A 24,732-nucleotide genomic window follows, 5' to 3' on the forward strand; every position below is an offset into this window, starting at 1 on the left:
TCAACATTGTTTATTCATCACATGCAAAACAATGACGTGACAAATATTTCGTTATTGCCACCCGAGGGGAAAAAATGGACAGCAGTAAACGACAGTTTCTGGCGCAGTTGGGCGTATTGACCGCCGGCGCGTCTCTGGTGCCGCTGGCGGAGGCGAAATTTCCCTTTTCGCCAGCCCGCCGCGAAGGCGCCTCCCGACACCGCTATGCCATGCTGGTTGACCTGCGGCGCTGCATCGGCTGCCAGGCCTGCACCGTCAGCTGCGCAATTGAGAATCAGACGCCGCAGGGGGCGTTTCGCACTCACGTTAATCAATATCAGGTGCAGCTGGACGATCGGATCACCAACGTCCTGCTACCGCGGCTGTGCAACCATTGTGATAATCCGCCCTGCGTGCCGGTCTGCCCGGTGCAGGCCACCTTTCAGCGTCAGGATGGCATTGTAGTGGTGGATAACACCCGCTGCGTCGGCTGCGCCTATTGCGTCCAGGCCTGCCCCTATGACGCGCGTTTTATCAACCATGAGACGCAAACCGCCGATAAGTGCACCTTCTGCGTTCATCGCCTGGAGGCCGGGTTGCTCCCCGCCTGCGTCGAGTCCTGCGTCGGCGGCGCGCGGATCATCGGTGATATCCAGGATCCTCAAAGCCGCATCTCGCAGATGCTCGCTTTGCACCATGACGCCATCAAGGTGTTGAAGCCGGAAAACGCTACCGTCCCCCACGTTTTCTATCTCGGACTCGACGAGGCGTTTGTTACCCCGTTGATGGGACATGCCCAACCCGCGCTCTGGCAGGAGGTTTGAATGACGCATACGTTGATGATTGAAGAGGTGCTGGCGCGTCCGCAAGAGGTGAGCTGGCTACCGTGGGCGGTGCAGTATTTCTTTTTTATTGGCATTGCCGCCTGCGCGGTGCTGTTTGCCTGCCTGCTTCACTGGCGCAAAAGACACGATGAAACGCTGGAAAGGCTAACGCTGCTGATTGCGCTGACCTGCGCGATTACCGCGCCGCTGGCGCTAACGGCGGATCTGCATCAGACCGCCCGCTTCTGGCACTTTTACGCCTACCCCACGCCCTGGTCGTGGATGCCATGGGGGGCGCTGTTTCTGCCGCTGTTCACGTTGTTTTTAGGCTGGTGGTTTGTGGCGCAGTGGATCAAACAGCTTTTCAATAAAAGTTACGGCGTCACCAAATGGGTTGCGCTTGCCAGTGCCCTCACGGCGGTTGGCCTGCTGGTCTATACCGGACGTGAAGTTTCAGTTGTTCTGGCCCGACCGGTCTGGTTCAGCTACGCCTTCCCACTGGCGATGTTCTTTAGCGCGCTGCAAACTTTTTTCGCCCTACTGATTGTGGCAACACGCGATGATTTTCCCCTTCAGCGGCGCCTGGCGCGGTGGCAGCTCTCGGCGCTGATCCTGCTGGCCGTGGTGGTGGCGATGTGGGTCAGCGGCGATACCCTGTCCGGCACCGCGATACGGCAATGGCTGGCTATCTCGTCTTCAGCCCGTCATTACGCCTTCGGCTGGTTTGCCTTCTGGTTGATGTCATTGGGCTTTGCTATTCATGCGCTGCGCTATTCGCTCAACCTCCCCCTTCGCGCTTTACAGGCCAGTAGCGCCATGGCCTTGTGCTGGCTGATGCGCTGGACGCTGCTGATTCAGGGGCAAACCATCCCCAAATTTAATGCCCAGTTTAATCCCTATACCCTGCCGGTCGGTACCGACGGCTGGCTCGCAATCCTTGGCACCTTCGGCCTGTGGATTGCGCTGCTGATTATTGTAAGTGAAACCGTGAACGTACTCGCCAGGAGAAGGCAACATGACTAATTTAACCCGTCGTCAGTGGCTTAAAGTGGGCCTGGCCGCAGGCGGAATGGCATCTTTCGCCCTCAGCTATCGGGAGGTGGCAAAGCGCGCCCTTGACGGCCTGCTCAACGGCACCTCCGGGAAAGTGACCCGCGATCGTATCTTCGGCAACGCGCTGATCCCGGAAGCTCAGGTCAGTTCCGGCTGGCAGCCAAATCCGCAACAGGTGATTTCGATGACCCAGTGCTTTGGCTGCTGGACCCAGTGTGGCGTGCGCGTCAGGGTTGATAGCAAAGAAGGTAAAGCGCTGCGCATTGCCGGCAACCCGTATCATCCGCTCTCTCATGAACACCACATTGACGCCTCCGTTCCTTTTTCAATCGCGATGGCGCAGCTGGCGGGCGAAAGCGGACTAGACGCCCGCTCTACCGCCTGCGCGCGCGGTGCGACGCTGCTGGAGGGGTTGTACAGTCCATTGCGTATTCTTGAACCTATGAAGCGCGTCGGTAAGCGCGGCGAAGGGAAATGGCAGCGCATCAGCTTCGATCAACTGGTAAAAGAGGTGGTGGAAGGCGGCGATCTGTTTGGCGAGGGGCATGTTGATGGCCTGCGCGCCATTTATGCGCCGACAACGCCCATCGATCCAAAGCATCCGGGATTCGGCCCAAAAACCAACCAGCTACTGGTCACCAATACCAGCGACGACGGGCGCGATACCTTTTTACGCCGTTTTGCGCTGAACAGCTTCGGCAGCAAAAACTTCGGCGCTCACGGCTCCTACTGCGGGCTGGCCTATCGTGCGGGTTCCGGCGCATTAATGGGCGATCTGGATAAAAATCCGCACGTGAAGCCTGACTGGGACAACGTCGAGTTTGCCTTGTTTATGGGTACTTCACCCGCCCAGTCCGGCAATCCGTTTAAACGCCAGGCCAGACAGCTGGCCAGCGCCCGCCTGCGCGATGACTTTCAGTATGTCGTTGTCGCCCCCGCGCTGCCGCTCACCACGGTGATGGCAGACGATCGGGGGCACTGGCTGCCGGTCATCCCCGGGAGCGATTCGGCGCTGGCGATGGCAATGATCCGCTGGATTATCGAAAACCAGCGCTACAACGCCGACTATCTGGCAATACCGGGCGCACAGGCAATGAAGCTGGTCGGTGAAAAGAGCTGGACCAATGCGACACACCTGGTGATCGCCGATGATAAGCCCGGGCTGGCCGGGCAGCATCTAACCCTTGCTCACCTGAATGCGGAGGGAGCCAGCGAACCGGTGGTGGTTAACGAAAGCGGTGATGCTGTCGCCGCCAGCGGCTGCCGGCGCGGCGCGCTCTTTGTAACGCGCCAGCTAACCCTGCAGGACGGGCGCAGCGTGACGGTCAAAAGCGGCTTCCAGATGCTGAAAGAGTCCGCTGAAAAGCTCACCCTGGCGGAGTACAGCCAGCAGTGCGGCGTCGCGGAAGATAAGATCGCGGCGCTGGCGGATGCCTTTACCCGTCATGGCCGTAAAGCCGCGGTCATTACCCACGGCGGCATGATGGCCGGCAACGGATTCTACAACGCCTGGGCGGTCATGATGCTTAATGCGTTAATCGGGAATCTCAGCCTGGAGGGCGGCGTGTTTGTCGGCGGCGGCAAATTCAACGGCGCGACAGACGGCCCGCGTTACAACCTGGAGAGCTTTGTCGGTAAAGTGAAGCCGAAAGGGCTCAGCATCGCACGCAGCAAAACAGCGTATGAATCCTCTGAAGAGTATCACCGCAAGGCGGCGGCGGGCGTCTCCCCCTACCCGGCCAAAGCTCCATGGTATCCATTCGTCGCCGGGCAGTTGACCGAGCTACTGACCTCGGCGCTCGAAGGTTACCCTTATCCACTGAAGGCGTGGATCTCCAATATGACCAACCCGCTGTATGGCGTGCCCGGGTTACGGACCGTCGCTGAAGAGAAGTTAAAAGATCCGCGGCGCCTACCTCTGTTTATCGCTATCGACGCCTTTATGAACGAAACCACCGCCCTGGCCGACTATATCGTTCCCGATACCCATAATTTCGAAAGCTGGGGGTTCAGCGCGCCGTGGGCTGGCGTCGCCAGTAAAGCCACCACCGCCCGCTGGCCGATCGTCCCTGCCGCCACCGCAAAAACCGCTGACGGTGAGCCAGTGTCAATGGAGGCATTTTGCATCGCGGTGGCGAAGCGTCTTGATCTGCCCGGATTTGGCGAAAACGCCATTACCGATGCTCAGGGTAACCGCTATCCACTCAACCGGGCTGAGGACTATTACCTGCGCATGGCCGCCAATATTGCGTTTATGGGTAAAGCGCCGGTTGCCGAGGCCAGCAGCGAGGATCTGACGCTGACCGGGGTGCAGCGTATTCTGCCGGTTATTAGCCAGACCCTGAAAGCGGAAGAAGTGAGCCGGGTAGCCTTTATCTATTCCCGCGGCGGGCGCTTCGCGCCGGACAAAAGCGGTCGAGCGGAGAATAGCGTCGGTCAATTGTGGGAAAAACCGCTGCAAATCTGGAACGCGGAGGTTGCCGCCCATCGCCATGCCATCACCGGCGAGCGCTACAGCGGCTGCCCGGCATGGTATCCGGCCAGATTGTCCGACGGACGCGCTGTCGAAGCGCTTTTCCCGCGACAGCAGTGGCCGCTGAAGCTGATCTCATTTAAATCCAACACCATGGGCAGCGCCTCAACGGTGATCCCGCGCCTGCATCACCTCAAGCCGACCAACCTGGTGGCGCTGAACCCACAGGACGGCCGCCGTTTCGGTGTGGCGCATGGCGACAGAGTGCGCATATCCACGCCCGGCGGCCAGGTTGAAGCTGTCATTAGCCTGTTAAGTGGGGTGATGCCCGGCGTTATCGCGATTGAACACGGCTACGGGCATCGCGAAATGGGCGCGGCGCGGCACCTCCTCGACGGCAAGGCTATGCCTGTCGCAGAGCAGGTCAAATCAGGTATTAACCTTAACGATCTGGGATTCGCGGACCCCACGCGAGAGGTGAGCAACACCTGGCTTGACTGGGTCTCCGGCGCGGCGGTGCGTCAGGGGTTGCCGGCAAGGATTGAGCGGGTATAGCCCCCATCGCTTCACTGTCCGAACAACTGAGACCGTTAGGTTTGCGGTTAGCCTCCTGAAACAAAACGAATCAGGTAAACAGCAAACCTACCGGTCATTCTCAGTTAAAACCTTTCCCGGCCAGGGCTGGCGTTGAAATTATTGAAGTTAGCCGATCATTTTAGAGGAAGGTTGAATAACACATTGACGTTATTATCAATTTAGCATGACACAGCATTTTGAATATTCTTTTTAAGAACTAGCTAGCTAATTTCCAACGCAGTGTATGACTCCGGCCTTTGCCCGTTTTAATACTTATCACGACTCCCGTCATTTCCATTTGGCATAGCAAGTAGCGCATGCTGTAAATACTCGTATCCATTTCATTTGCAATCTCACGCGTCGTTAACTAGTCAAATTCCTCACTCATAAAGCAGTAAACTTATATAGATAAGTCGCAGATGTGATAATGATCTGAAGTAACATTTGTTGCTGAATTTCATGTGAGCAATGAGCAATCTCACGATTGCCAACCCTGGGTCGGCATCATCGTTCACTTCTTAATTCAGCAAGACTGCGCCTTGTTAGTATCGAGCATCCATATTCGACGCGCTACTTTGTTGATTTAGCGAAGAACGCCGGAAACGACGCCACATCATCACCTCAATGGGGACATGCATTTCTCTCGAATTACCCTTCCCCCATCTCCAGCGCCTGCGACAGCGTCATAAAATTCTGCGGGGTTTCGTCCAGGTTGAGCTGCTGCAGTAGGTCGTTAAGATGCTCTCGCATCAGATCCTGGGCGCGAAGCGAATCCCCGGCCTTCAGCGCGGCAATGATATTGCTGTGTTCATCGCACTGACAATGCGTCGTCACATCCTGCTGATAGAGCATTACAATCAACGAACTCAGCACCATTAAATTATTCAGGATATCGCGCAGCACGTCATTATCCGCGATTCTTGCCATCAGCTCGTGGAATGCACCCAGCTCATAAACAATACGCCTCCGATCCTGCGCGTGCAGCGACTGGTGCTCGTTGTGCTGTTGACAGGCGATCTCTTCGGCGAAAAGCGCCATTTTCTCCGGCGTGATGCAGGACATAATCGCGCACTCGATGGCGTTACGGGCAATAAAAACCTCGCGGGCCTGTTTTGCCGTTGGCCGCGCAACCATTGCCCCGTAATTCGGTTCAATCGTCACAATCCCCTGGCCAGCCATCCGCTGAAGTGCGGTCTGCACATGATTACGGTTAGCCTGTAGCGCCTCAACAATTTGCGCTTCAATCAAACGCATCCCTGGACGCAGCTTATGCTGCCCAATAGCCTGGGTGAGCGCTTCCACCACCCGATTCACTTCACGCTGCTTCGGCGTCAATTTTTCACTCATTTCGTTCTCTACCCTGGTTTACTCTCTGATCCAGACTCTTTTCCCACGAAAGTAGACTGCCTCAACGGCAGGCAAGCGCGCAACAACTTGCGCCGAACAGGCAGCATTCAACAAGATAAAACTGGCCTCATCGTTGAGTTTCGGCCATACCCTCTCGCCACTGTCGGCTAAAGGTAAACAATTGCCGGTGGCGATAGCCAGCGCCCGGCTCAGCTCAAACTCCGTACCGCGAGTATAAAGCCGCGCCCAGTCATGCGCTTTTTCCAGCATACTGGCCGAACCAAACGGCGACCAGTGATCGATAACGCTATCAGTACCACTTAACAACCGTACGCCGCGCTCGCGCAAAAACGGCAGCGGCATGACATCCTTGCCTATCGGCAGACAGGTCGCCAGCGATACGCCAAGCGCCGCCATCCTGCCTGCCAGTTCGCTAAGCTCCTCGCGATCAATTTGCGCCAGGCAATAAGCGTGGCTCAGCGTCAGCTTCCCTCGCAGCACCGGCTCCTGCTCCAGAGCATCCAGTAAATAGCGGATACAGGCAATGCCGGTGGATTTATCCTCATGTAGATGGTAATCAATACCCTTTCCCGCTTCGACGGCCAGTTCCAGGGTCGCCTCAAGCGAACGGACCATATCGCCATCGACTTTTGACGGATCCAGGCCACCGACCCACTCACACCCCATCGCCAGCGCTTTGCGCATCAGCGACAGCGAGCCTGAACGCAATAGCCCGTGCTGCGGGAACGCCACAATCTCACACTGTAACTGCTCCCGCCAGGGTTCCAACGCCTCCAGCAAATGCCGCAAGCTTTGCAGGCCGCTTACCGGCTCGATATTGCAATGACTGCGAACATAAGTTGTTCCCTGCTGCTGTAATAACTGAAGAAGCGCGTGGGTGCGCTGTACCGAGGTCGGTAGCAGCTCGGGCAGTATCTCCTGCTCAAGAGCGATCATCTCAAAGATGTCCTGCGCCCCGTTCTCCCGCGCCGCTCGCCATGGACCGCCATAAAAGGTTTTATCCAGATGGATATGCTCATCGCGGGTAACCGGCAGCATCAGATATCCTCTGCCATCCTGCGCCGCAACGCCTGGCAAGCGCTGCGTACCGGCGTAAAGCGCGTTAATTCTGCCGTCGATAATATCGAGGGTAAACTCTGCGCATTCGGTTCCCTGCACAACGCCCTGACGACGAATAAAGCCCTGCTCAAGGCGCACGTTAGTCAATAAATAGCGCTCACTCATCGGCGTGCCTCCGCAGGCAGAGAGGAAAGGTAGACGGGACAATTTCGGTAAGCGGCGGGTGGTTAACCGTACGTTCCGGGTAGCTGTCCAGGAGATGGGCAAAAACGCGCTGCGATTCAGCATGCAGTTCCGCGAAGTCATAACCCGCCTGAACCAGACGGCCCTCCCAATATACCTTACGCCCGGCAATGATTGTTCCGCTAACATCGCGCCCGTTGCCGCTGAGCACCAGCGCGGCGATAGGGTCGAATATCTGACCTAATGCGGGCTGCGTCAGATCCACCACGATCATATCCGCCTGGCAGCCAGCTGCGAGCCGCCCCAGGTCGTCACGCCCCAGCGCCTGCGCTCCGCCAAGGGTGGCCATGCGGTAGTAATCGGCGCTGCTGGCAGCTGACATGTCGCCGGTCACGACTCGCGTCAGGATCGTACCCAGATGCATATTGCTGAACATATCCGGCGGGAATGTATCGGTGCCGAGCGCCATATTGACCCCAGCGGCCTTAAGCTGCGGATACTGTTCAAGATATTTTGCATGACGCCCGGATACCAGCGGACAGGAAACCACCGTCGCCCCGGAGCGCGCCAAACGCTCAATGTCCTGCGCTATTCGTGGCGCGCTGGGCTCAGCACCGCCCAGATACTGGCCGTGTGGTAACAGCATATGTCGGTTTAACAGCCCGGCGTCTTCCAGTACCTCCAGCGAACTCTTGCCATTATAGCGGCGAGCAATTTCGTTGATTTCCAGCTCACTCTGACAGCAGTGCAGACGCGTCGGGCAGCCTAACTCATGCACCAACCCGGCCAGTTCGCTGAGCCACTGCGGATCGCCACCTTCTATTCTGTCCGGTGCCAGCATTCCGCTGATGGTCGGAACGTCACGCTGCTGCAAACGCAGGAAAAAGCGTTGTGCGTCATCAAGGCCGCGTCTGGCCTGCTCGCGGTCTTCCCGACGGCTGAAGTGCCCTGCAGCATCGGTGACATAATATCCGGACATAAACGCCGGGCCGAGCCAGGCGCGCGCGCCGAGAGACTCGGCGACGTCCGCCGCATAAAGATATTCGTCGAAATCTTCCGCCCACTGGCGATAGAGAATTGACGTTATTGGCGCAAAGCTGGTAATCCCGTTGCGCAGTAGCTGGCTGTAAGCATAACGTTTGGCGAAATCGAGCTGTTCGCGGGTATACAGGTCGCGGCGTCGCCAGTCATCCGCAACGATCCGTCCTTTTTGCCAGCCAGGCTGATTATCAAACGCCAGTACGGTGGTATCTAAATCGCCCAGCGCGTCCAGGTCTATAAAACCAGGGCCAACCAGACTGTTGCCAACGTGAATCTCTTCATCAACAGGGCCCGGATAATCGTGGCCAACAAAGAGGATTTTATCTCCCTGATAGACCACTTCACCGTCGGCATACAGGCAGTGATCGCCCTCGCGGTAACCCACCACCCAGGCGGCGCAAATACGCGTTATTTTCTCACTCATCAAAACAGGCACTCCCCGTTTTCCGCTACCAGCACGCCGCCTTTAAACACTTTCCGCTCGCGCGGAGCTTCCACCAGCGCTTCCACCATACTGCGACCGGGGATCAGTACCAGGTCCGCGCGACAGCCAGGCTCAAGTCCGTAATGTTCCAACGCCATGACCCGCGCGCCGCCGTGGGTCACGCTACGGGCGGCGCGCGAGATTTCACTATCTTTACGCCAGCGGTAACGCAGACCCATAGTCACTGCCCGCTGAATCATATCGCCGTTACCGTAAGGGCTCCAGGTATCGCGTACGCCATCATTCCCGGCGCATATCGCAACCCCTACGCTATCGAGCAGTTCCCACGGCGGCACGGCAATATCGGCAGGCGCGGTTGTTGCAACGCTGACGCCCAGCTCTGCCATCTCTTCGGCAAATCGCTGCTGACGAGCGGGTTCCAGCATCCCCAGACAAAAACCGTGGCTGATGGTGACCGCATTCTGCTTCTGATAACGGCGAATAAACGCCAGGATCAGCTCAAGGCTAAATGCGCCGAGTTCACCGCGTTCGTGCAGATGAATATCGATTTTTTTATTATGCTGGCAGGCCAGTCTAAAAATGATATCCAGATGGCGCTGCGGGTCGCGGTCAAAAGCGCACGGGTCCAGACCGCCGATCAGATCCGCCCCCATTTCCAGCGCCCGATCCAGAAGGGCTTCACTGCCAGGGTTTTGCAAAATACCGCTTTGCGGAAAAGCAACAATCTCGATATCGACCTGCTGCGCCAGAATTCTGCGAGTCTCAAGCACCCCTTCAAGATTGGCCAGGCCAATTTCATTATCAATATCCACATGGGTACGGATAAACGAGGTGCCCGCGGCAATACCTCGCCGGGCGATACGCTCGGACTGGATCTGAGCATCGGGCATTCGTTCATGCCGATAGGCGCGTTCGTTGGCAATGATTGCCGCCAGATCGCGCGGAACGTCGTTGACGTACCACTCACGTCCCAGCAGCGTTTTATCCAGATGCGCATGACCATCCACCAGACCGGGAAAGACCTGATAACCGCGGCCGTCAACCACAGTCGCCTCTTCAGGAGGTTCCAGCTCTGCCGCTCGGGCGGCAATCTTTCCCTCCTCAAGCAGCAGATCAACGGGTGAAGAGCAGTCAAAAGGCGTGACGCCTTTAAGCAAAATGGTGGTCATCTACGATACCTTCGCAAGTGGAATAGAGGCGGAACCGGCCATCACTTCGATCGGGAAATGGCATTCCAGTTGATGATTATCGCTAAGGCTGTGCGCGGGCGGCATGGCCTGGTGGCACAGCGGTTTAGCATAGGGGCAACGCGGTGCGAACGCGCAGCCTGGCGGTGGCGCCAGCGGGCTGGGCGCTTCTCCGCGTATCGGTTCGCGCGCGCTGGATGGCGCATCAAACTGTGGGATAGCTGCCATCAACATGCGCGTATAAGGGTGCGCCGGATGGGTGAAGATCTCCTCTACGCTGCCCTGCTCAACCAATCTGCCGAGATACATCACGCCGACCCTGTCGGAGATATGGGAGATCACCGCCATATTATGGCTGATAAAAAAGTAGGTCAGGCCGTTTTCCCGTTGCAGTTTGCGCATCAGGTTGAGCACCTGGGCCTGAACCGACACATCCAGAGCCGATGTCGGTTCGTCGCAAATCAGAAAACCTGGCTGTGTTGCCAGCGCGCGGGCAATGGAAATCCTCTGGCGCTGGCCGCCGGAGAATTCATGGGGAAATTTATCCAGATCGCCGGCGGAAAGACCAACCTGGGTCAGCAGGTCGCCGCAGTATTCCCGAGCCTGGCGCGTGGTACCGACCTTTTTCGCCAGCACCAGCGGTTCCGCCAGCGATCGGCCGATGCGCCAGCGCGGATTCAGGCTGGCATAGGGATCCTGAAAGATCATCTGGGTGCCATTTTGCCCCACAGTTCCAGCCATTTGCGGGCTGCGCCAGGCATAGTTTATTTCACCGGAGGCAGGTTGATAGAGTCCGGCCAGCGCACGGGCGACTGTCGATTTTCCGCACCCCGACTCGCCCACGATGCTGAACGTCTCTCCCTGACGGATAGAGAGACTGATACCGCGTACCGCATGCAGCGTTTTTTTCGCCGCCGGACGAAACAGCGACGTTTTTTTCTCCCGCCCCAGATTGAAGCGAATATGCAGGTCGCGAATGGTCACAACTTCCGGGGCCAGGCCCGACGGTTCGTTCATAGCGGTTCTCCTTGCGGATGAAAACAGGCCAACTCAGCCTGGTGTCGCTGCTGCATCTTTGGCTGGTGGTCGCGGCATTGCGAGCTGGCATGCAGACAGCGTGAATGGAAAGCGCAGCCCTGCGGCAGCGCATTCAGACGCGGCATCGCGCCATCAATTTGCGTCAGGTATTCGCGACGCTCGCTCATTGATGGAATGGACTGAATCAGTCCCCGGGTGTAGGGGTGTTGAGGATGACGAACCACCTGCGCGATCGGTCCGGTTTCAACAATCCGCCCGGCGTACATCACCGCCACTCTTGTGCACACCTCCGCCACCACGCCCATATCATGGGTAATGAGCATCACGGCGGTGCCGTGCTGTTCGCACAAACGACGCAGTACGCCCAGAACCTGAGCCTGCACCGATACATCCAGCGCGGTGGTCGGTTCATCGGCAATCACCAGTTGCGGGTCAACGCACAGCGCCAGCGCAATGACCACGCGCTGACGCATTCCACCCGAGAGCTGGTGTGGATATTGATCGATACGCTGACGTGGGCTATTAATTCCCACTTCAGTAAGCAGGGAAACCGCGCGCTCCCGCGCCTCGTTTGCCGATAAAGGAAGATGGGTACGAATGGTTTCTATCAGCTGCTGCCCGATGGTCAAAACCGGGTTCAGGCTGGTGAGCGGATCCTGAAAAATACAGCCTATTGCCTTACCACGCAGCAGGCGCCTGGCTTCTTCGTCAAGGTTATCGATGCGTCGATTGGCAAACCAGATTTCACCCGCCCGAATGCGTCCGGGACTTTGCAGCAACCCGGCAATCGCCGCACCAGTCAGGGATTTCCCCGCGCCCGACTCGCCGACCATACCGAGGATCTCTCCTGGCTGCATCGATAGCGTCAACTCATGAATCGCCTGGAGGTTGCCTTTGCGATGCAGGAATTCAATGCTCAAATTTTTCACTTCCAGTAACGCCTGTGGAGAAGCCGTCATTATCTTTCCTCTTTAGCGCAGCTTAGGGTTGAGCGCGTTGAGCAACCAGTCGCCGAGAACGTTAAACGCCAGCGAAAGTATGACCAACAGCGTGGCCGGGAACAGAACGATCCACCATTGCCCGGAAAAGAGGTACTGATTGCCTTCATTAATAAGTGTTCCCAGCGAAGGCTGGTCTGGAGGCATTCCGACGCCGAGAAATGACATGGTGGCTTCGGTGAGAATCGCGACACCCAGATGTAGGGTCGCCATCACCAACACCGGGCGCATGACGTTGGGCACAATGTGCGCCAGCATGATATGCAGATGGCTGCCGCCGCTAATTTGAGAGGCCATAACATATTCCCGCCCTTTCTCCAGTAAGGTCAGGCCGCGTACCGTGCGGGCGTACTGCATCCATCCGGTCAGAGCGATAGCGCCAATCAGGATAGCCGGGGCAAAATGGCCGATATACTCTTTCGGAATTGCCACGCGAGCCACCCCGCTGACCAGTAGCGTGAACATGATGGTAGGAATACTGAGCATAGCGTCAGCAAACCGCATGATCAGCGTATCCACGATGCCGCCGAAATACCCGCTCAGTACCCCCAACCCCACGCCAATAGCCACCGAAGCCAGAACGCTCAGGCCACCGATAATCAGCGAAATATTCAGCCCATAAAGCATCAGGGAGAGTATATCTCGCCCCTGAACATCGGTGCCCAACCAGAAGCGCGGATCGCCGCCACTCATCCATGCGGGCGGTAGTTCTGAATCCATTAAGTCAAAACCAGCGGTATCAAAAACATTATGCGGCGCAATCCAGTGGCTGAATAATGAGCAAAGTAAAATCAACATACAGCAGGTGAAAGCGATGACCGCGCTTTTACTTTTCCAGAATAGCCATAAAAAATCGCTATCAATAAAGGCGCGCCAGCGCGCTGCGATTCGGGGAGCCAGTTTTTGCCCGGCCGTCGTATTTGAATAATGACGAGTTTGCATCACGGTTCCTTATTGCGCACGCATACGGGGATCAATCAGATAATAAAGCAGATCGACGATGGTATTTATCATAATAAATATCAGAGCGATGAATAATAGGTAGCCGGATAGCACCGGGACATCGACATAGTTGATCGACTGAATAAGTAATAGTCCCATACCCGGCCATTGAAAAACGGTCTCAATCACTATTGCAAAGGCGATTAGCCCACCAATTTGCAAACCAATTACCGTGACAACCGGCAATAAGGCATTACGCAGCGCATGGCGAAACCAGATACGGTAATTCTCAATGCCGCGTGCGCGCGCAAATTTAATATAATCAGCCTTCATCACTTCCAGCATTTCTGTTCGTACCAGACGCATAATGATGGTAATCATCGACAGCGCCAGGGAAAGCGCCGGAAGCACAATCGAGCGCCAGCCTGATGCGGTCAGCAAACCGGTCGACCAGAAACCTATTTTAACGGTTTCACCGCGGCCGCTGGAGGGAAACCAACCCAGCCATACTGAAAACACGATAATCAGCATAATACCAATAAGAAACCACGGCAGCGAAACCCCAATCAACGAGAGAATTTGCACCCCCTCACGCAATAGTTTATTGCGCGTAATGGCGACCCAAACGCCAAGCGGAAAGCCGACTGCCAGCGATATTATGACCGCGACAAACACCAGTTCCAGCGTGGCCGGCAGTCGCTCCATAATCAGTTGAAAGACAGATACCTGGTTGTAATATGAAATGCCGAAATTACCGTGAAGTAAACGGGAAAGATAATGTAAGAACTGCACAAAAACCGGATCATTTAATCCCAGGCTGGCGCGTAGTTGCATTCGTTCTACTTCCGTGGCGCTTTCCGGCAGCATATTTGCCACCGGGTCACCAAGATACTGAAACAGAATAAACGAGATCAGCGCTACGCCGGCCAGTAACATCGCAGCCTGAAACAGCTTACGCAATAAAAAGAACATTATTGCCTCCGGATAAAAATAAATGTCTGCGCTGATAAACGGGGACCGACGCCATCGAATTACCCAGCAGGCAACCCGAAGATGTTTATCCCCAATGAATAAACGAGCAAGAAAAATTAATTATGGTGTAACGTTAGCGTACCACAGGCGCTGTACATTATCTGGCGTCTGTTTTAATTGTAGATTTTTACTCAGTGCCCATACCACAGGTTCGAAATGCATCGGTAAAAAAGGCAAATCTTTATTAGCAATTGCCACCGCCTGGCTAAGTAGCGCAATACGTTTTTTATTATCCAGCTCACCGACCGATTGATCGATAAGCTTGTCGGCTTCGCTATTGCTGTAGCGCGGAATATTAAAGGTGCCCATATTTTTGCCATCGTTAGTATGCAATAGCTGAACTGCGACGCTATAGGGGTCCATAATCGGCAGGTTTGCCCATCCTAACACCCCCACGTCGGTACGGCCATTGACCAGAATCGGATCGTAGACGCTGGCTGGATGGACGTTGAGGTTGGTTTTCACGCCAATCTTTGCCCAGAAGCTTTGTACCGCCTGGCACCATTGTGCCGCATTAATATAGGTGCCCTCAGGGCAATCAAAGGCCAGATTAAACCCGTTTGGATACCCCGCATCGGCCAGTAATGCCCTGGCTTTTTGCGGATCAAACGGGATATCCGGACTGCTGGCGGCGTTGTAACCCGGAATATCCGGCGCCAGATAGTTATTGGTGGGCTTTGTCAGCCCACGCATAACCTTCTGGGTAATCGCCTCGCGATTAATCGCCATCAGTAAAGCCTGGCGGACACGCAAATCTTTCAGCGGGTTCTCGGCTTTGTCATTCTTAGCATTGAGCTTATCGCGCATATTGAGGCTTAAATAGTCCACCCGCAGCGAAGGGCTGATCTGCATATTGATCCGGGAATTGCTCTGCAGGCGCGGAATATCCTGTAGCGGGACCGACGTCACCAGGTCGTACTCTCCCGCCAGCAACCCTGACAGGCGCGTAGCGTCGGAGGTCACCGGTTTGAAAATAATTTTATCGATGTTGCCGCCGTGGGCCGCGTTCCACCAGTTCGGGTTACGCACCAGCACCATCTGGGTGTCCCGCTGGCGGCTTTGCAGAATAAATGGCCCGGTGCCGTTAGTGTTATTGGTAGCGTACCCCTCCGTTCCCTGGCTGATATCGGTTGGCTTGAGTGCGTTGTGCTCCGCCAGCCACTCTTTATCCATGATCATCACGCCGGTCAGTTCATTCAGCGCGATACCGGTTTTCTTCACCAGATGGATATCGACGGTATATTTGTCGACGGCCACGGCATCCTTAATCGTCGAAGCGTTAGCACGGATCCCTGATGCAGGGTCGGTCACCCGGGCAACCGAAGCGACAACATCATCGGCGGTAAAGTCATTGCCGTTATGAAATTTGACGCCTTCACGCAGCTTAAAACGAATTGTCGTATCGTCGGTCTGCTGCCAGCTGGCTGCCAGCCACGGTTGAATTTGCAAATTATCATCGCGCTGCACCAGCGCTTCATAGATATGGTTCTGAAAGGTTAATGCCTTGGTAGAGGCGTAGGCATCCGGATCCAGCGTTGGGATGTCGGCATCGGTCGCCCAGCGAACCACATTCTCCGCGCTCGCCTGCTGACTCATCAGTCCGATAACGCTTACAGCCAGCAGCGATAACACTATTTTTTTCATCATGCACCACTCGAGTTGTTTGCTAATAACATTGCTAGCAATTGCAATAACGATGCCAGGTCGTTTATTTTTGCTGCAATTGATGCGCAAGGATCCATTCGGCGCTGTCATTCCAGACGTCCATCATGGTTATCTCCCCGCCCTTCACTTCATAGCGGTCAAGATAGCGGTTTCCTTCAAACTCACGTCCGTCCGGCCAGCAACCATAGAGGGTGCCGGTGCAGTAGATCACCGTGTGATCGTCACCTTTCGCCATCCATTCGAATTCGCCGGGCTGTTTCTTAACCCAGCGGTAACGGTCAGCATTAAACGCGGTGACCTCATGGACACGAGCCATCCGCCGCTTACCGGTAAAGGTGATCTGCACGTTTTCCGCCATCAGCGCAGCGGCGCGATCGGGGTCCGGCGCCATTGACGCCTCCAGGAAGTTTTTTACAATCTCAACGGCCTGCTCATGTACGCTTGTCATTCTTCTCTCCTCAATGAAATGCACTGCTAAGGTTCAATTGGTGCGTTTACGGTGCAAACCTTGCTTCGTTATGAAGCCTCTGACAGATAGCGCGCGGCGATGTCACCCGGAGTGGTTAGCCAGACGTCATCGCACTGGGCGACCAGTCGCGTCAGGGTTTGCTTTAAGTGATAAAAACGGAAAGGTTGGCCAACGATATAGGGGTGCAGCGCAATGCCCATTATTTGCGGCTGCTGGCGGCTACGCTGGTGGAGCTCGCTGAACTGATCCTCAACCATCCGGCAAAAGGTCTCGATGGAGACGCCGTTGGGAATGATGGTCGGAATATCGTTGATTTCCTGCGGATAAGGTACCGACAGTAACGTTCCGCTGGCGGTTTGCATGGGGGTCGGCATATCGTCGTGCGCCCAGTTCAGGTTATAGCTGAACCCGTGGCGGTGAAGAAAATCAGGAGTCTGGTGGCTTTCAGAAATCCACGGAGAGAGCCACCCCGCAACCGGTTTACCCTGAAATTCACTCAACCGCTGCTGGCAGTAGCTAATCAGATGTTCTTCATCCGCCGGGGCCAGATCGCCCTGGCGCTGAGAGTTGGTGTGCCCATGAGCGATCAGTTCGCTTCCGGGCAGCGAAAGCCATCGATACAAAAGGTCCGGGCAGTAATCCAGAATGGCCGTGTTACTGATAACCGCAGGTGGAATCGTCAGTTCAGCAAACAGATCGGCCAAATACCAGGCGCCAACCCGGTTCCCGTAATCTCGCCAGCTATAGTTGAGAATATCGAGTTGATTTGCCGCCTGTGAGAGCTTCGCCCCCTCCTGACAGCCAAACGCGAAGTGTTCGAGGTTGATAGCCACATACAGTGCGAGCCGTTTCCCTTCCGGCCAGCTGACTGCCGGAGTATCCGCGGCAGAACGCCACGGGAAACGCTGGTGATAGTTAAGCTCCCAGAGGATGTCAGGTGTCGGCATAGCGATATCTCTTGTTCAGGGGGTGATAGCGGGTTAACAGCAACATCTGTACCAAGATAGCATTATTGCTAGCAATGAATGCAAAATGAGAAGATTTCATACCCGCAGAAGAAGTGGTGTTATTTATCTTGTTCCTTGTTATTCTGCGGAATTGTTGCCCAGGCGACTATTATTCAGCGTACTGATTATCCAGAGGCTGGCCTGATCGCGACACTGTTGTTGCCGATTCATTATCCAGTTAGTAAAAACGGAGAACGGCAAGCTTATTTACGCCTGCCATGCAGGTGTTTTTTCACAGGGAGAATGACCGTGAGATTTGCATCAGTCCCTTTTAATCAGAATCAGGTGGGTTGGCCCCTGAATGAGATTGACCGTCAAATACAACCGCAGCTGAGCGGCGACATTAAAGCCGACTGGGTGGTTATCGGTTCCGGCTATGCCGGCGTAAGCTTTGCCCGCAGGCTAGCCAACCTCAATCCGCAGCTGAACATCGTGCTCATCGACGCCGAATGCGCCGCGACCAGCTCCTCGGCCCGCAATTCGGGCTTTATCATTGGTCTGCCGCATAATATCGGCAGCTCTACCGCTGAGCTGAAAAAAGCGCAGGACTACCGCGCCCTGCTCCAGGAGGGGATCCGCCTGCTCGATGAAACGGTGACCGAGCACCAGATTGAGTGTGAGTGGGAAAACGTCGGGAAATATCACTGTCAGATAGATCCCACCAGCGAAACCATCATGCAGGAGTACGTGGATAATCTGCAGCTCATGCAAGAACCTTACAGCATGCTAAACAGCGAAGAGCTGTTTCAGAAGTTAGGTACACGGATTTACAGTAAAGGTATCTATACTCCCGGCTGTATTCTGGTGAACCCGGCAAAGTTAATTGCCGGACTCGCGCGCCATTTGCCGGATAATGTGACGGTTTACCACCAGACCCCGGCGCTGGCGATAAATAGCGAAAATGGTGGCATCCGTGTCACCACCCTGCAGGGCACGATCCGCGCAGGTCAGGTCATGCTGGCCACCAATGCGCTCTCCCGCGAACTCTCTCCAACAATGACTCGCCAGGCGTCGATGGCGACCTATGCCAGCATCACCGCTCCGCTTAGCCCCGAGCAGCGTCAGCGTCTGCCGGCGATGCAAAGCTGGGGACTAACGCCGGTGAACGCGATCGCTGGCGCTACGCTGCGCTATACCCACGATCATCGTTTTCTGATCCGCCAGCATGTCGATCCTGCGCTGCGCGGCATGATTACCGCCGGACAAACCGCCAGGGCGGCGCGGCAGCATCAGGCGCTATTTCGCAATGCGTACCCGCAGCTGCAGGATGTGCCGCTGGAGCGGACCTGGTCCGGGACTATCAGCGTGACCCGCAACGGCGCGCCGGTCTGGGGAGAGCTTGCGCCGAAGGTATGGACAGCCGGAGGCTGTAACGGCGCCGGGGTATCCAAACAAACCATCGCCGGGACGCTTCTTGCCGATCTGGCGATGGGGCAGGACAACCCGCTGATCGCCGCCATGCAGTCGCTCGGCCAGGCAAACTTTATGCCGCCATCCCCATTCCTGGATGTCGGCGTAGCCGGGGCGTTATTGAAAGAGCGCTATATGGGCCGTAAAGAAACGGCCATGTAGTCTCCCGGGAGGGGGACACACAGGTTTCAGCAGCATAGCTGAAACCTGTTGGTCGGTTAGTCAGGGATGGTTTCCCCTTTACGCAGGGTCAGGACTTCAAATCCATCGGCTGTAACCGCAACGGTATGCTCCCACTGCGCGGACAGCTTTTTATCGCGGGTGACCACCGTCCAGCCATCTTTTTTGGTTTTAATTCGGCTGTCGCCCTGATTCACCATCGGTTCAATGGTAAATACCATCCCCTCTTTAAGCACGGCCCCGGTCCCCGGCGCGCCATAGTGCAGAACCTGGGGATCTTCATGCATCTCTCTCCCGACGCCGTGGCCGCAATACTCTCTGACCACGCTATAACCGTTACTTTCGACATAAGTCTGGATCGCATGGCCGATATCGCCCAGCGTCGCGCCCGGCCTGACAACCTTGATCCCTTTCCACATCGCTTCGTAGGTTTTCTGCACCAGCCGACGGGCCAGCGGCGAAACGTCGCCAATCAGGTACATTTTGCTGGAATCGGCAATCAGCCCCTCTTTTTCCAGCGTAATATCCACGTTCACAATCATGCCGGATTTCAGATGTTCGCTCTCCTTTGGCATACCGTGACAAACCACTTCATTAATCGACGTATTCAGCACGTAGGGGAAATCATACTGCCCTTTGCTGGCGGGGCGTGAATGCAGATCGTTGACGATAAAATCCTCCACCCGGTTGTTGATGGCCATGGTGGAGATCCCGGGCTGAATAAAGGTATCCAGCATGTCGAAAACCGAAGCCAACAGCTCACCTGCTCGGCGCTGTCTGGCCAGTTCGTCCGCGGTCTTAATGGGAATTGATAGCATTGATCACCTCCAGCAACCGGTCAGAGCCGGACTTGAGCATCATCAGCTTGATTTGCTGATGGTTAAGTTCGGGATAGAGTTCGCTCATCATACCCAGACGGATCCAGTACTCCGCCTGGGCGTTGACCGAACGCGACATCGCCTTACTGGCGTCACGAATATCGTCGTGCAGCAGGTCGGAAATTTTTACAATGCCCATTTATACGTACCGTAACGTTTTATATATGTTTCGTATATTACGCCACCGCGATCAAGCTGACAACGTTTGCCGTCAGAAAGCAGAAAACGGGGTTGCGGTTTTTATCACCTGCGCTAAGGCTGGTTAACGTTCACAGCCACTATCTGGATGTTCCGAGGTTCAACAACGGTGCCCTTCGTCGTCACAAATGCATTGTGGACGAAATCTCCGCTCTCTTTATCTATCAGCGCAATATGAGGTTCATCATGCAGGATATTTTTATGCCCCCACGCCATCAGGGAAAACAGGATCGGCGCCAGGCTGCGGCTTTTTGGCGTAAGGATGTACTCATAACGTTCGCGCGCCCCTTCTTCCTGATAGGGCGTTTTGCTCAGTAAACCCAGTTCCGTCATTTTCTTTAACCGGTTTGCCAGCGTCTGTTTAGGCATTTTTGTATGCGAGCGGATCGTTTCAAAGCGGGTCACGCCGTATAAAGCCTCTCTTAAAATCAACAAAACCCATTGATCTCCCAGGATTTCCGCTGCCGCAGAAAGTCCGCAAAGCTCCGGTAACAGGTACGGAACTGAATTATTTTTTGACATGTTCGTTTTCGCCCTCTAATCTGAGTATGAATTTTAGACCTAGATTACTAAGGAGAATACAATGCCCTTCGTCAATGTACAAACCATTAAAGGAATGATGAATCCGGCGCAAAAAAAAGAGCTCTTACGCCGCATGACCGATCTGATTGTCGAAATTGAAGGGAAAGGCGATCCCGAGTTCCGTCGTTCAGTCTGGGTTCGCATTGATGAGCATGAGCCGGAACAGTGGAGTCTGGGCGGCATGCAGCCCACGGCTGAAGCGATCGCGGCAAAATTTTCATCGCCTAAAGCGTCATAACCTGATGGCGTTTTAACGCGTCATCCCTGCGGGAAATTGCGGACAACTTTTATATCCGCTTTTACGCCGCCCGACGCACGCTCAAAAACGGCCATAGACCGACGCTCCGGGGCTTATTTTACGGAACACACCACGGTCGCATGATCCCACCATGGGTTCTCATTGACGTTCACCTCAAGCACATCAAAATGTTCATTGCGGATCTCGTCCAGCAGAGCCTGGAGCGGCCGCAGCGTACGCCAGGGTTGACCCTCTTTGAGCAAATGATGGCGAACGGGATCATAAGCAGCCATGTCTTCGGGGTGACGCGGAGTTCCGCACATGGAACCGATGACAAACCGCCCTCCCGGCCTGAGCAATCTTCTGACTTCCGCAAAGCAAAGATGCCGGGCTTCGTCAATCAGGCAATGCGTACAGCTGCCATCGATAATGAGCTCAAAGGTCGCATCCTGGCACTGATGAATATGGCAGACATCCCCGACAAAAAATTGAGCCGCGAGCCCCGCTTGCTGAAAACGATTTTCTGCCCAGCGGATCGCGGTTGCAGACAAATCTATCCCCCACACGGAATAGCCTCGTTCAGCAAAATACTGCGCTGCCATAGCGCCATTCCCGCACCCCAGTTCAAGGACTGGCGTTCCTGCCTGGGGAAAGTACTGGTGTAAATCAAGCCAGCTAAACACCCGCTCCTGTTGTGTCTTGGCCCTTAAGTAACCCTCGCCAGCCCAGGCGATGGCGCCATTTTCCAGCAGCTGCCGATACTTTTTTTCATAGGGACTCATCGTAAAGACTCCTTTTTTTAGCCACAACGCACGCCACTCTACTCTCTATCGCGCAAGAAGAGATCCCCCCGTTTTTAGCGACTCCCCGTTACCTTGGGCAGTAATTGCTCAATCACGCTGATGATGCTTCTGACCCGCTGCGGAATAAAGCGGGCGTCAGGGTAAACCGCATAGAGGAAGCGATCGGGTAATCGCCAGGCGGGTAACACCGGCACCAGCCTCGCGGATTGCAAAGCGTTGGCTGCGAGGGGCAACTGCATGCCACCAATGCCAATACCGGACTCCAGCGCCTGCAACAGCGCTTCGCTGGTGTTAGCCCGAAACACGGTATTGACTTTCACATCGACCGTTTTATCACCCGAGACCAGCCGCAGCGGCGCGTCCTGCGCGATGCCGCTGAAACGTACGTGCGGATGGGCAGCCAGTTCGCTCACGCAATGCAGTTCTTTAAAACCCGGGGCGGCAAATAGCGCGGTTTCAATACGCGCCAGCACGCGCGCCGCATGCCCTTGAGGCGGTTCACTGCTTAACCGCAGCGCGACATCCACCCCTTCCGTAACCAGATCGGCAATACGGTCATCAAGCGAAAGCGTCAGATGCAGCCCGGGGGTCATTTTCTGCAGCGCCAGCAGATGCGGCAAAAAGATCTGTCCCAGACCGCTCGGTAGCTGCACATGTACCCTGCCTTGCCGCTGACTATCGCTGGGGTTTAAGCGCCTTTCAGCGTCGCGCATCGCTTCCAGCAAAAGCTGCATATCGCGCCGGTAGCTTTCCCCCTGCTCGGTCAACGCCATCGCCCGTGTCGTTCGATGCAGCAAGACCACCCCGAGCTCCTCCTCCAGCGCCGCGATCTGCTGGCTGACTGCGGATTGTTTCATCCCGCACTGGCGGGCCGCCGCCGAAAAAGAACCCGCTTCGACGACGCGCAGGAAGGTGGCAATGGCGTTGAGCTTATTATTCATTTAATGATTCTTCTTATAAGTACCATCGATTTCATGGGGTATTCGTGAAATAAATAATATATCACACTGCCTCCGTCCCCCATCTGGAGAAGCAACGTGAATAAGAAACCGCAACCCAGGATCGCGCTGGTCGCCGGCGCCAGCGGCATTGTAGGCAGACAGCTGGTCAAAACGCTGTTGCGCCATCGGTGGGAGGTTATTGGCCTCAGCCGCCATGCATCGCCCCACCCGGATAACATTCCCGTCATCAACGTCGATTTACTCGATGCGCGGCACAGCGCGCAGAAACTGCAATCGCTCAACGGGATCACCCACATTTTTTACAGCGCATGGGTGAACGCCGCGAACTGGACGGAAATGGTTGAGCCGAACGTCGCCATGCTGCGCCATCTGGTCAGTAACATTGAGAAAACCTCACCGCTGCGGACGGTAAGCCTGATGCAGGGATACAAAGTCTATGGCGCGCATCTTGGTCCGTTCAAAACCCCGGCGCGAGAAAGCGATCCCGGCGTACCCGGGGCCGAATTTAATGCCGCTCAGCTCACATGGCTCAGCCAGTTCCAGCGCGGAAAAACGTGGCGCTGGAATGCGCTCAGGCCTGGCGTGGTCGGCAGTACGATGCCCGGCAATGCCATGAATCTCGCGCTGAGCATCGCGCTCTACGCCTCGCTGTGTCGGGCGCAGAATTTACCGCTGCGCTTCCCCGGTTCGGAACAAACCTGGCACAGTATCGTCGATCATACTGATGGCGGATTGCTGGCGGATGCCACGCTGTGGGCCGCCACCTCGCCGCAGGCGGAAAATCAGGCGTTCAACGTCAATAACGGCGATCTCTGGCGCTGGTGCGAGCTGTGGCCGCGCATCGCCGACTGGTTTGAACTGCCCTCCGCGCCGCCGGTCAGGCTCTCCTTTCATCAGCTGTTTGTTGATTACCGCGCGCAGTGGCGCGAACTGGCCGGGCAGGATCTGGTAGAGGCGGATATTTTACGGCTCAACGACGGTACGTTTGCCGATTTCGTCTTTAGCTGGAACTACGACATGTTTGGCGATGGCAGCAAACTACGCCGGGCGGGCTTCACGGAAATGCAGGCCACCGACGACATGTTTTTCCGCCTGTTCGCTCAGCTGAGAGCCGCACGCGTTATCCCCTGAAACAACATGCTTTAACCGTCAGCCGTCGTCGCGCGAGCAATCTACGATTCAGTTTTTCGTCCCTTCCTCGCGCTTCGACCGCTGACTTACCCCCCGCTTACGATTAATCATAAAACGATAAAAGTTTATTGTAAAACAATAAACACCAGGATAATCTGCGCGCACTTTCACCGACACAATTGCCAGGAGAGGTAAGTCATGGACAGAAGAATGCTGCGCGGGGGTTTACTCGCAGGGGTGCTGTTGTGCACACGGGCGATGTCAGCCGAGATCTCCGGATTTGCCGGGCTGGGAGCGTCGGTTGCGCCACTCTATTCGGGATCCAGCCGCTACGCCCCCGGACCGCTGCTGACGGCTGGAGTGACATGGCGGAGTCAGGACTTTGGTACGTTTGCGCTCACCAGCAATGACTTCAACTGGGATCCGGCGCCGAATTCCCCCTTTTCCATGAGCCTGCAGGTGACCAGCGACGGCGGGCGCAAAGAGACCATTAACTCCCCTTTTTCCGCCAGGAAAAATCATGACCTACGTGGAATGGGCGATCTTCCTGCCACCGTAATGGCCGGAGTGCGACTGCGCTACCGGCAGGACGGCTGGTCCGCGTGGGCCAACGCTCTAACCGCAACGCAAAAACGGCATTACGGCGGTGAAGCGCTCGGCAACCCGGTAACCGCTTCAAGTGGGGCTGAAATGACCCTGTTGCGCTGGCGTGACGGCGCGCTCGCGGTCGGTGGTGATATCACCTGGGCCAGTCGCGGGTATCTACAGGGGCACTATGGCATCAGCGCGCGTCAGGCAGCACAAACCGGGTTTCCTCCCTATTCACCCTCTGCCGGATGGCAAAACGGCGGCGTTTATAGCGAACTCACCTGGCATCTGACCGACCTTCTCTCTGCCGGTTTTAACGGCCGCGTCGAGTACTTATTTAGCGAGCCGGGTAAAAGCCCGCTGGTGCGCAGTCGGGTCCAGTACACCCTGTCTTCACTGCTGTTATATTCATTTTAAGGAGAA

The 24,732-nt window shown here is 55.8% G+C and carries 24 protein-coding genes; 7 read left to right on the forward strand and 17 right to left on the reverse strand.

What is annotated here, in order from left to right; all coding sequences use genetic code 11:
• Nucleotides 1-74 precede the first annotated feature (74 nt).
• The 3 genes from ttrB to ttrA are packed head-to-tail and all read left to right on the forward strand — an operon-like array spanning nucleotide 75 to nucleotide 4,884.
• A complete protein-coding gene (gene ttrB, locus KCG39_RS05270; RefSeq protein ID WP_142446550.1) occupies nucleotides 75-803 on the forward strand; it encodes a tetrathionate reductase subunit TtrB in 729 nt (242 codons plus the stop codon).
• Entirely contained in the window at nucleotides 804-1,826 is a 1,023-nt protein-coding gene (gene ttrC / locus KCG39_RS05275; RefSeq protein WP_211811564.1) for a tetrathionate reductase subunit TtrC, read from the forward strand.
• Entirely contained in the window at nucleotides 1,819-4,884 is a 3,066-nt protein-coding gene (ttrA, locus tag KCG39_RS05280) for a tetrathionate reductase subunit TtrA (RefSeq protein WP_142468280.1), read from the forward strand. Before ttrC ends, ttrA begins: the two co-directional genes overlap by 8 nt.
• A gap of 238 nt (nucleotides 4,885-5,122) precedes the next feature.
• Here ttrA and KCG39_RS05285 read toward each other — a convergent pair whose 3' ends face one another.
• The 12 genes from KCG39_RS05285 to KCG39_RS05340 form a co-directional block, all read right to left on the reverse strand.
• Nucleotides 5,123-5,245 carry a hypothetical protein gene (locus tag KCG39_RS05285; protein ID WP_227632192.1) on the reverse strand — a complete coding sequence of 41 codons (123 nt, stop codon included), beginning with the start codon at nucleotides 5,243-5,245 and terminating at the stop codon, nucleotides 5,123-5,125.
• Nucleotides 5,246-5,553: 308 nt separating this feature from the next.
• Entirely contained in the window at nucleotides 5,554-6,252 is a 699-nt protein-coding gene (locus tag KCG39_RS05290; protein ID WP_211811565.1) for a GntR family transcriptional regulator, read from the reverse strand.
• Nucleotides 6,253-6,270: 18 nt separating this feature from the next.
• Nucleotides 6,271-7,497, reverse strand: a complete 1,227-nt coding sequence (locus KCG39_RS05295) for an amidohydrolase (protein ID WP_004120243.1) — start codon at nucleotides 7,495-7,497, stop codon at nucleotides 6,271-6,273.
• Nucleotides 7,490-8,980, reverse strand: coding sequence for a chlorohydrolase family protein (locus KCG39_RS05300; protein WP_139530139.1), 1,491 nt, complete (start codon nucleotides 8,978-8,980; stop codon nucleotides 7,490-7,492). The genes KCG39_RS05295 and KCG39_RS05300 overlap by 8 nt, the downstream gene beginning before the upstream one ends.
• Entirely contained in the window at nucleotides 8,980-10,170 is a 1,191-nt protein-coding gene (locus KCG39_RS05305) for an amidohydrolase family protein (protein WP_123829353.1), read from the reverse strand. The genes KCG39_RS05300 and KCG39_RS05305 overlap by 1 nt, the downstream gene beginning before the upstream one ends.
• On the reverse strand, nucleotides 10,171-11,205 hold the full coding sequence (locus KCG39_RS05310; RefSeq protein ID WP_004120237.1) for an ABC transporter ATP-binding protein: 1,035 nt from the start codon (nucleotides 11,203-11,205) through the stop codon (nucleotides 10,171-10,173).
• Entirely contained in the window at nucleotides 11,202-12,185 is a 984-nt protein-coding gene (locus KCG39_RS05315; protein WP_142468281.1) for an ABC transporter ATP-binding protein, read from the reverse strand. Before KCG39_RS05315 ends, KCG39_RS05310 begins: the two co-directional genes overlap by 4 nt.
• A 12-nt stretch (nucleotides 12,186-12,197) precedes the next feature.
• The gene (locus KCG39_RS05320) at nucleotides 12,198-13,166 is read right to left on the reverse strand and encodes an ABC transporter permease (RefSeq protein WP_004120233.1); all 969 of its coding nucleotides are present in this window, start codon (nucleotides 13,164-13,166) and stop codon (nucleotides 12,198-12,200) included.
• Nucleotides 13,167-13,175: 9 nt separating this feature from the next.
• Nucleotides 13,176-14,138, reverse strand: coding sequence for an ABC transporter permease (locus KCG39_RS05325; protein ID WP_004120231.1), 963 nt, complete (start codon nucleotides 14,136-14,138; stop codon nucleotides 13,176-13,178).
• 120 nt (nucleotides 14,139-14,258) lie between these two features.
• The gene (locus tag KCG39_RS05330) at nucleotides 14,259-15,842 is read right to left on the reverse strand and encodes an ABC transporter substrate-binding protein (RefSeq protein WP_142468330.1); all 1,584 of its coding nucleotides are present in this window, start codon (nucleotides 15,840-15,842) and stop codon (nucleotides 14,259-14,261) included.
• Nucleotides 15,843-15,906: 64 nt separating this feature from the next.
• A complete protein-coding gene (locus KCG39_RS05335) occupies nucleotides 15,907-16,311 on the reverse strand; it encodes a nuclear transport factor 2 family protein (protein WP_004120225.1) in 405 nt (134 codons plus the stop codon).
• Between the two features lie 68 nt (nucleotides 16,312-16,379).
• Entirely contained in the window at nucleotides 16,380-17,279 is a 900-nt protein-coding gene (locus KCG39_RS05340) for a polysaccharide deacetylase family protein (protein WP_064380471.1), read from the reverse strand.
• Nucleotides 17,280-17,588: 309 nt separating this feature from the next.
• On the opposite strand from KCG39_RS05340, the gene KCG39_RS05345 reads away from it, so the two are divergent.
• Nucleotides 17,589-18,911 carry an NAD(P)/FAD-dependent oxidoreductase gene (locus KCG39_RS05345; protein WP_142468283.1) on the forward strand — a complete coding sequence of 441 codons (1,323 nt, stop codon included), beginning with the start codon at nucleotides 17,589-17,591 and terminating at the stop codon, nucleotides 18,909-18,911.
• A gap of 56 nt (nucleotides 18,912-18,967) precedes the next feature.
• On the opposite strand, the gene map is transcribed toward KCG39_RS05345, so the two are convergent.
• From map to KCG39_RS05360, 3 genes are all read right to left on the reverse strand, one after another.
• Nucleotides 18,968-19,747: a type I methionyl aminopeptidase gene (gene map / locus KCG39_RS05350; RefSeq protein ID WP_049115250.1), complete on the reverse strand. Its 780-nt coding sequence runs from the start codon at nucleotides 19,745-19,747 to the stop codon at nucleotides 18,968-18,970.
• The gene (locus KCG39_RS05355) at nucleotides 19,728-19,946 is read right to left on the reverse strand and encodes a ParD-like family protein (protein WP_004102160.1); all 219 of its coding nucleotides are present in this window, start codon (nucleotides 19,944-19,946) and stop codon (nucleotides 19,728-19,730) included. Before KCG39_RS05355 ends, map begins: the two co-directional genes overlap by 20 nt.
• A gap of 113 nt (nucleotides 19,947-20,059) precedes the next feature.
• The gene (locus KCG39_RS05360; protein WP_004120213.1) at nucleotides 20,060-20,527 is read right to left on the reverse strand and encodes a winged helix-turn-helix transcriptional regulator; all 468 of its coding nucleotides are present in this window, start codon (nucleotides 20,525-20,527) and stop codon (nucleotides 20,060-20,062) included.
• Nucleotides 20,528-20,588: 61 nt separating this feature from the next.
• Between KCG39_RS05360 and KCG39_RS05365 the strand changes: the two genes are divergently transcribed.
• The gene (locus KCG39_RS05365) at nucleotides 20,589-20,825 is read left to right on the forward strand and encodes a tautomerase family protein (RefSeq protein WP_139530143.1); all 237 of its coding nucleotides are present in this window, start codon (nucleotides 20,589-20,591) and stop codon (nucleotides 20,823-20,825) included.
• A 113-nt stretch (nucleotides 20,826-20,938) separates the two neighbouring features.
• On the opposite strand, the gene KCG39_RS05370 is transcribed toward KCG39_RS05365, so the two are convergent.
• Both KCG39_RS05370 and KCG39_RS05375 read right to left on the reverse strand, forming a co-directional pair.
• A complete protein-coding gene (locus KCG39_RS05370) occupies nucleotides 20,939-21,607 on the reverse strand; it encodes a class I SAM-dependent methyltransferase (RefSeq protein ID WP_142468284.1) in 669 nt (222 codons plus the stop codon).
• A 74-nt stretch (nucleotides 21,608-21,681) separates the two neighbouring features.
• Nucleotides 21,682-22,569: a LysR family transcriptional regulator gene (locus tag KCG39_RS05375; RefSeq protein ID WP_004120203.1), complete on the reverse strand. Its 888-nt coding sequence runs from the start codon at nucleotides 22,567-22,569 to the stop codon at nucleotides 21,682-21,684.
• 96 nt (nucleotides 22,570-22,665) lie between these two features.
• On the opposite strand from KCG39_RS05375, the gene KCG39_RS05380 reads away from it, so the two are divergent.
• Complete coding sequence (locus KCG39_RS05380; RefSeq protein ID WP_049115246.1) at nucleotides 22,666-23,721, forward strand: SDR family oxidoreductase; 1,056 nt, start codon at nucleotides 22,666-22,668, stop codon at nucleotides 23,719-23,721.
• Between the two features lie 198 nt (nucleotides 23,722-23,919).
• Nucleotides 23,920-24,726 carry a MipA/OmpV family protein gene (locus KCG39_RS05385; protein WP_049115244.1) on the forward strand — a complete coding sequence of 269 codons (807 nt, stop codon included), beginning with the start codon at nucleotides 23,920-23,922 and terminating at the stop codon, nucleotides 24,724-24,726.
• The last annotated feature ends 6 nt before the right edge of the window (nucleotides 24,727-24,732 follow it).

Source organism: Klebsiella pasteurii (genome assembly GCF_018139045.1).
Taxonomy (GTDB): Bacteria; Pseudomonadota; Gammaproteobacteria; order Enterobacterales; family Enterobacteriaceae; genus Klebsiella; species Klebsiella grimontii.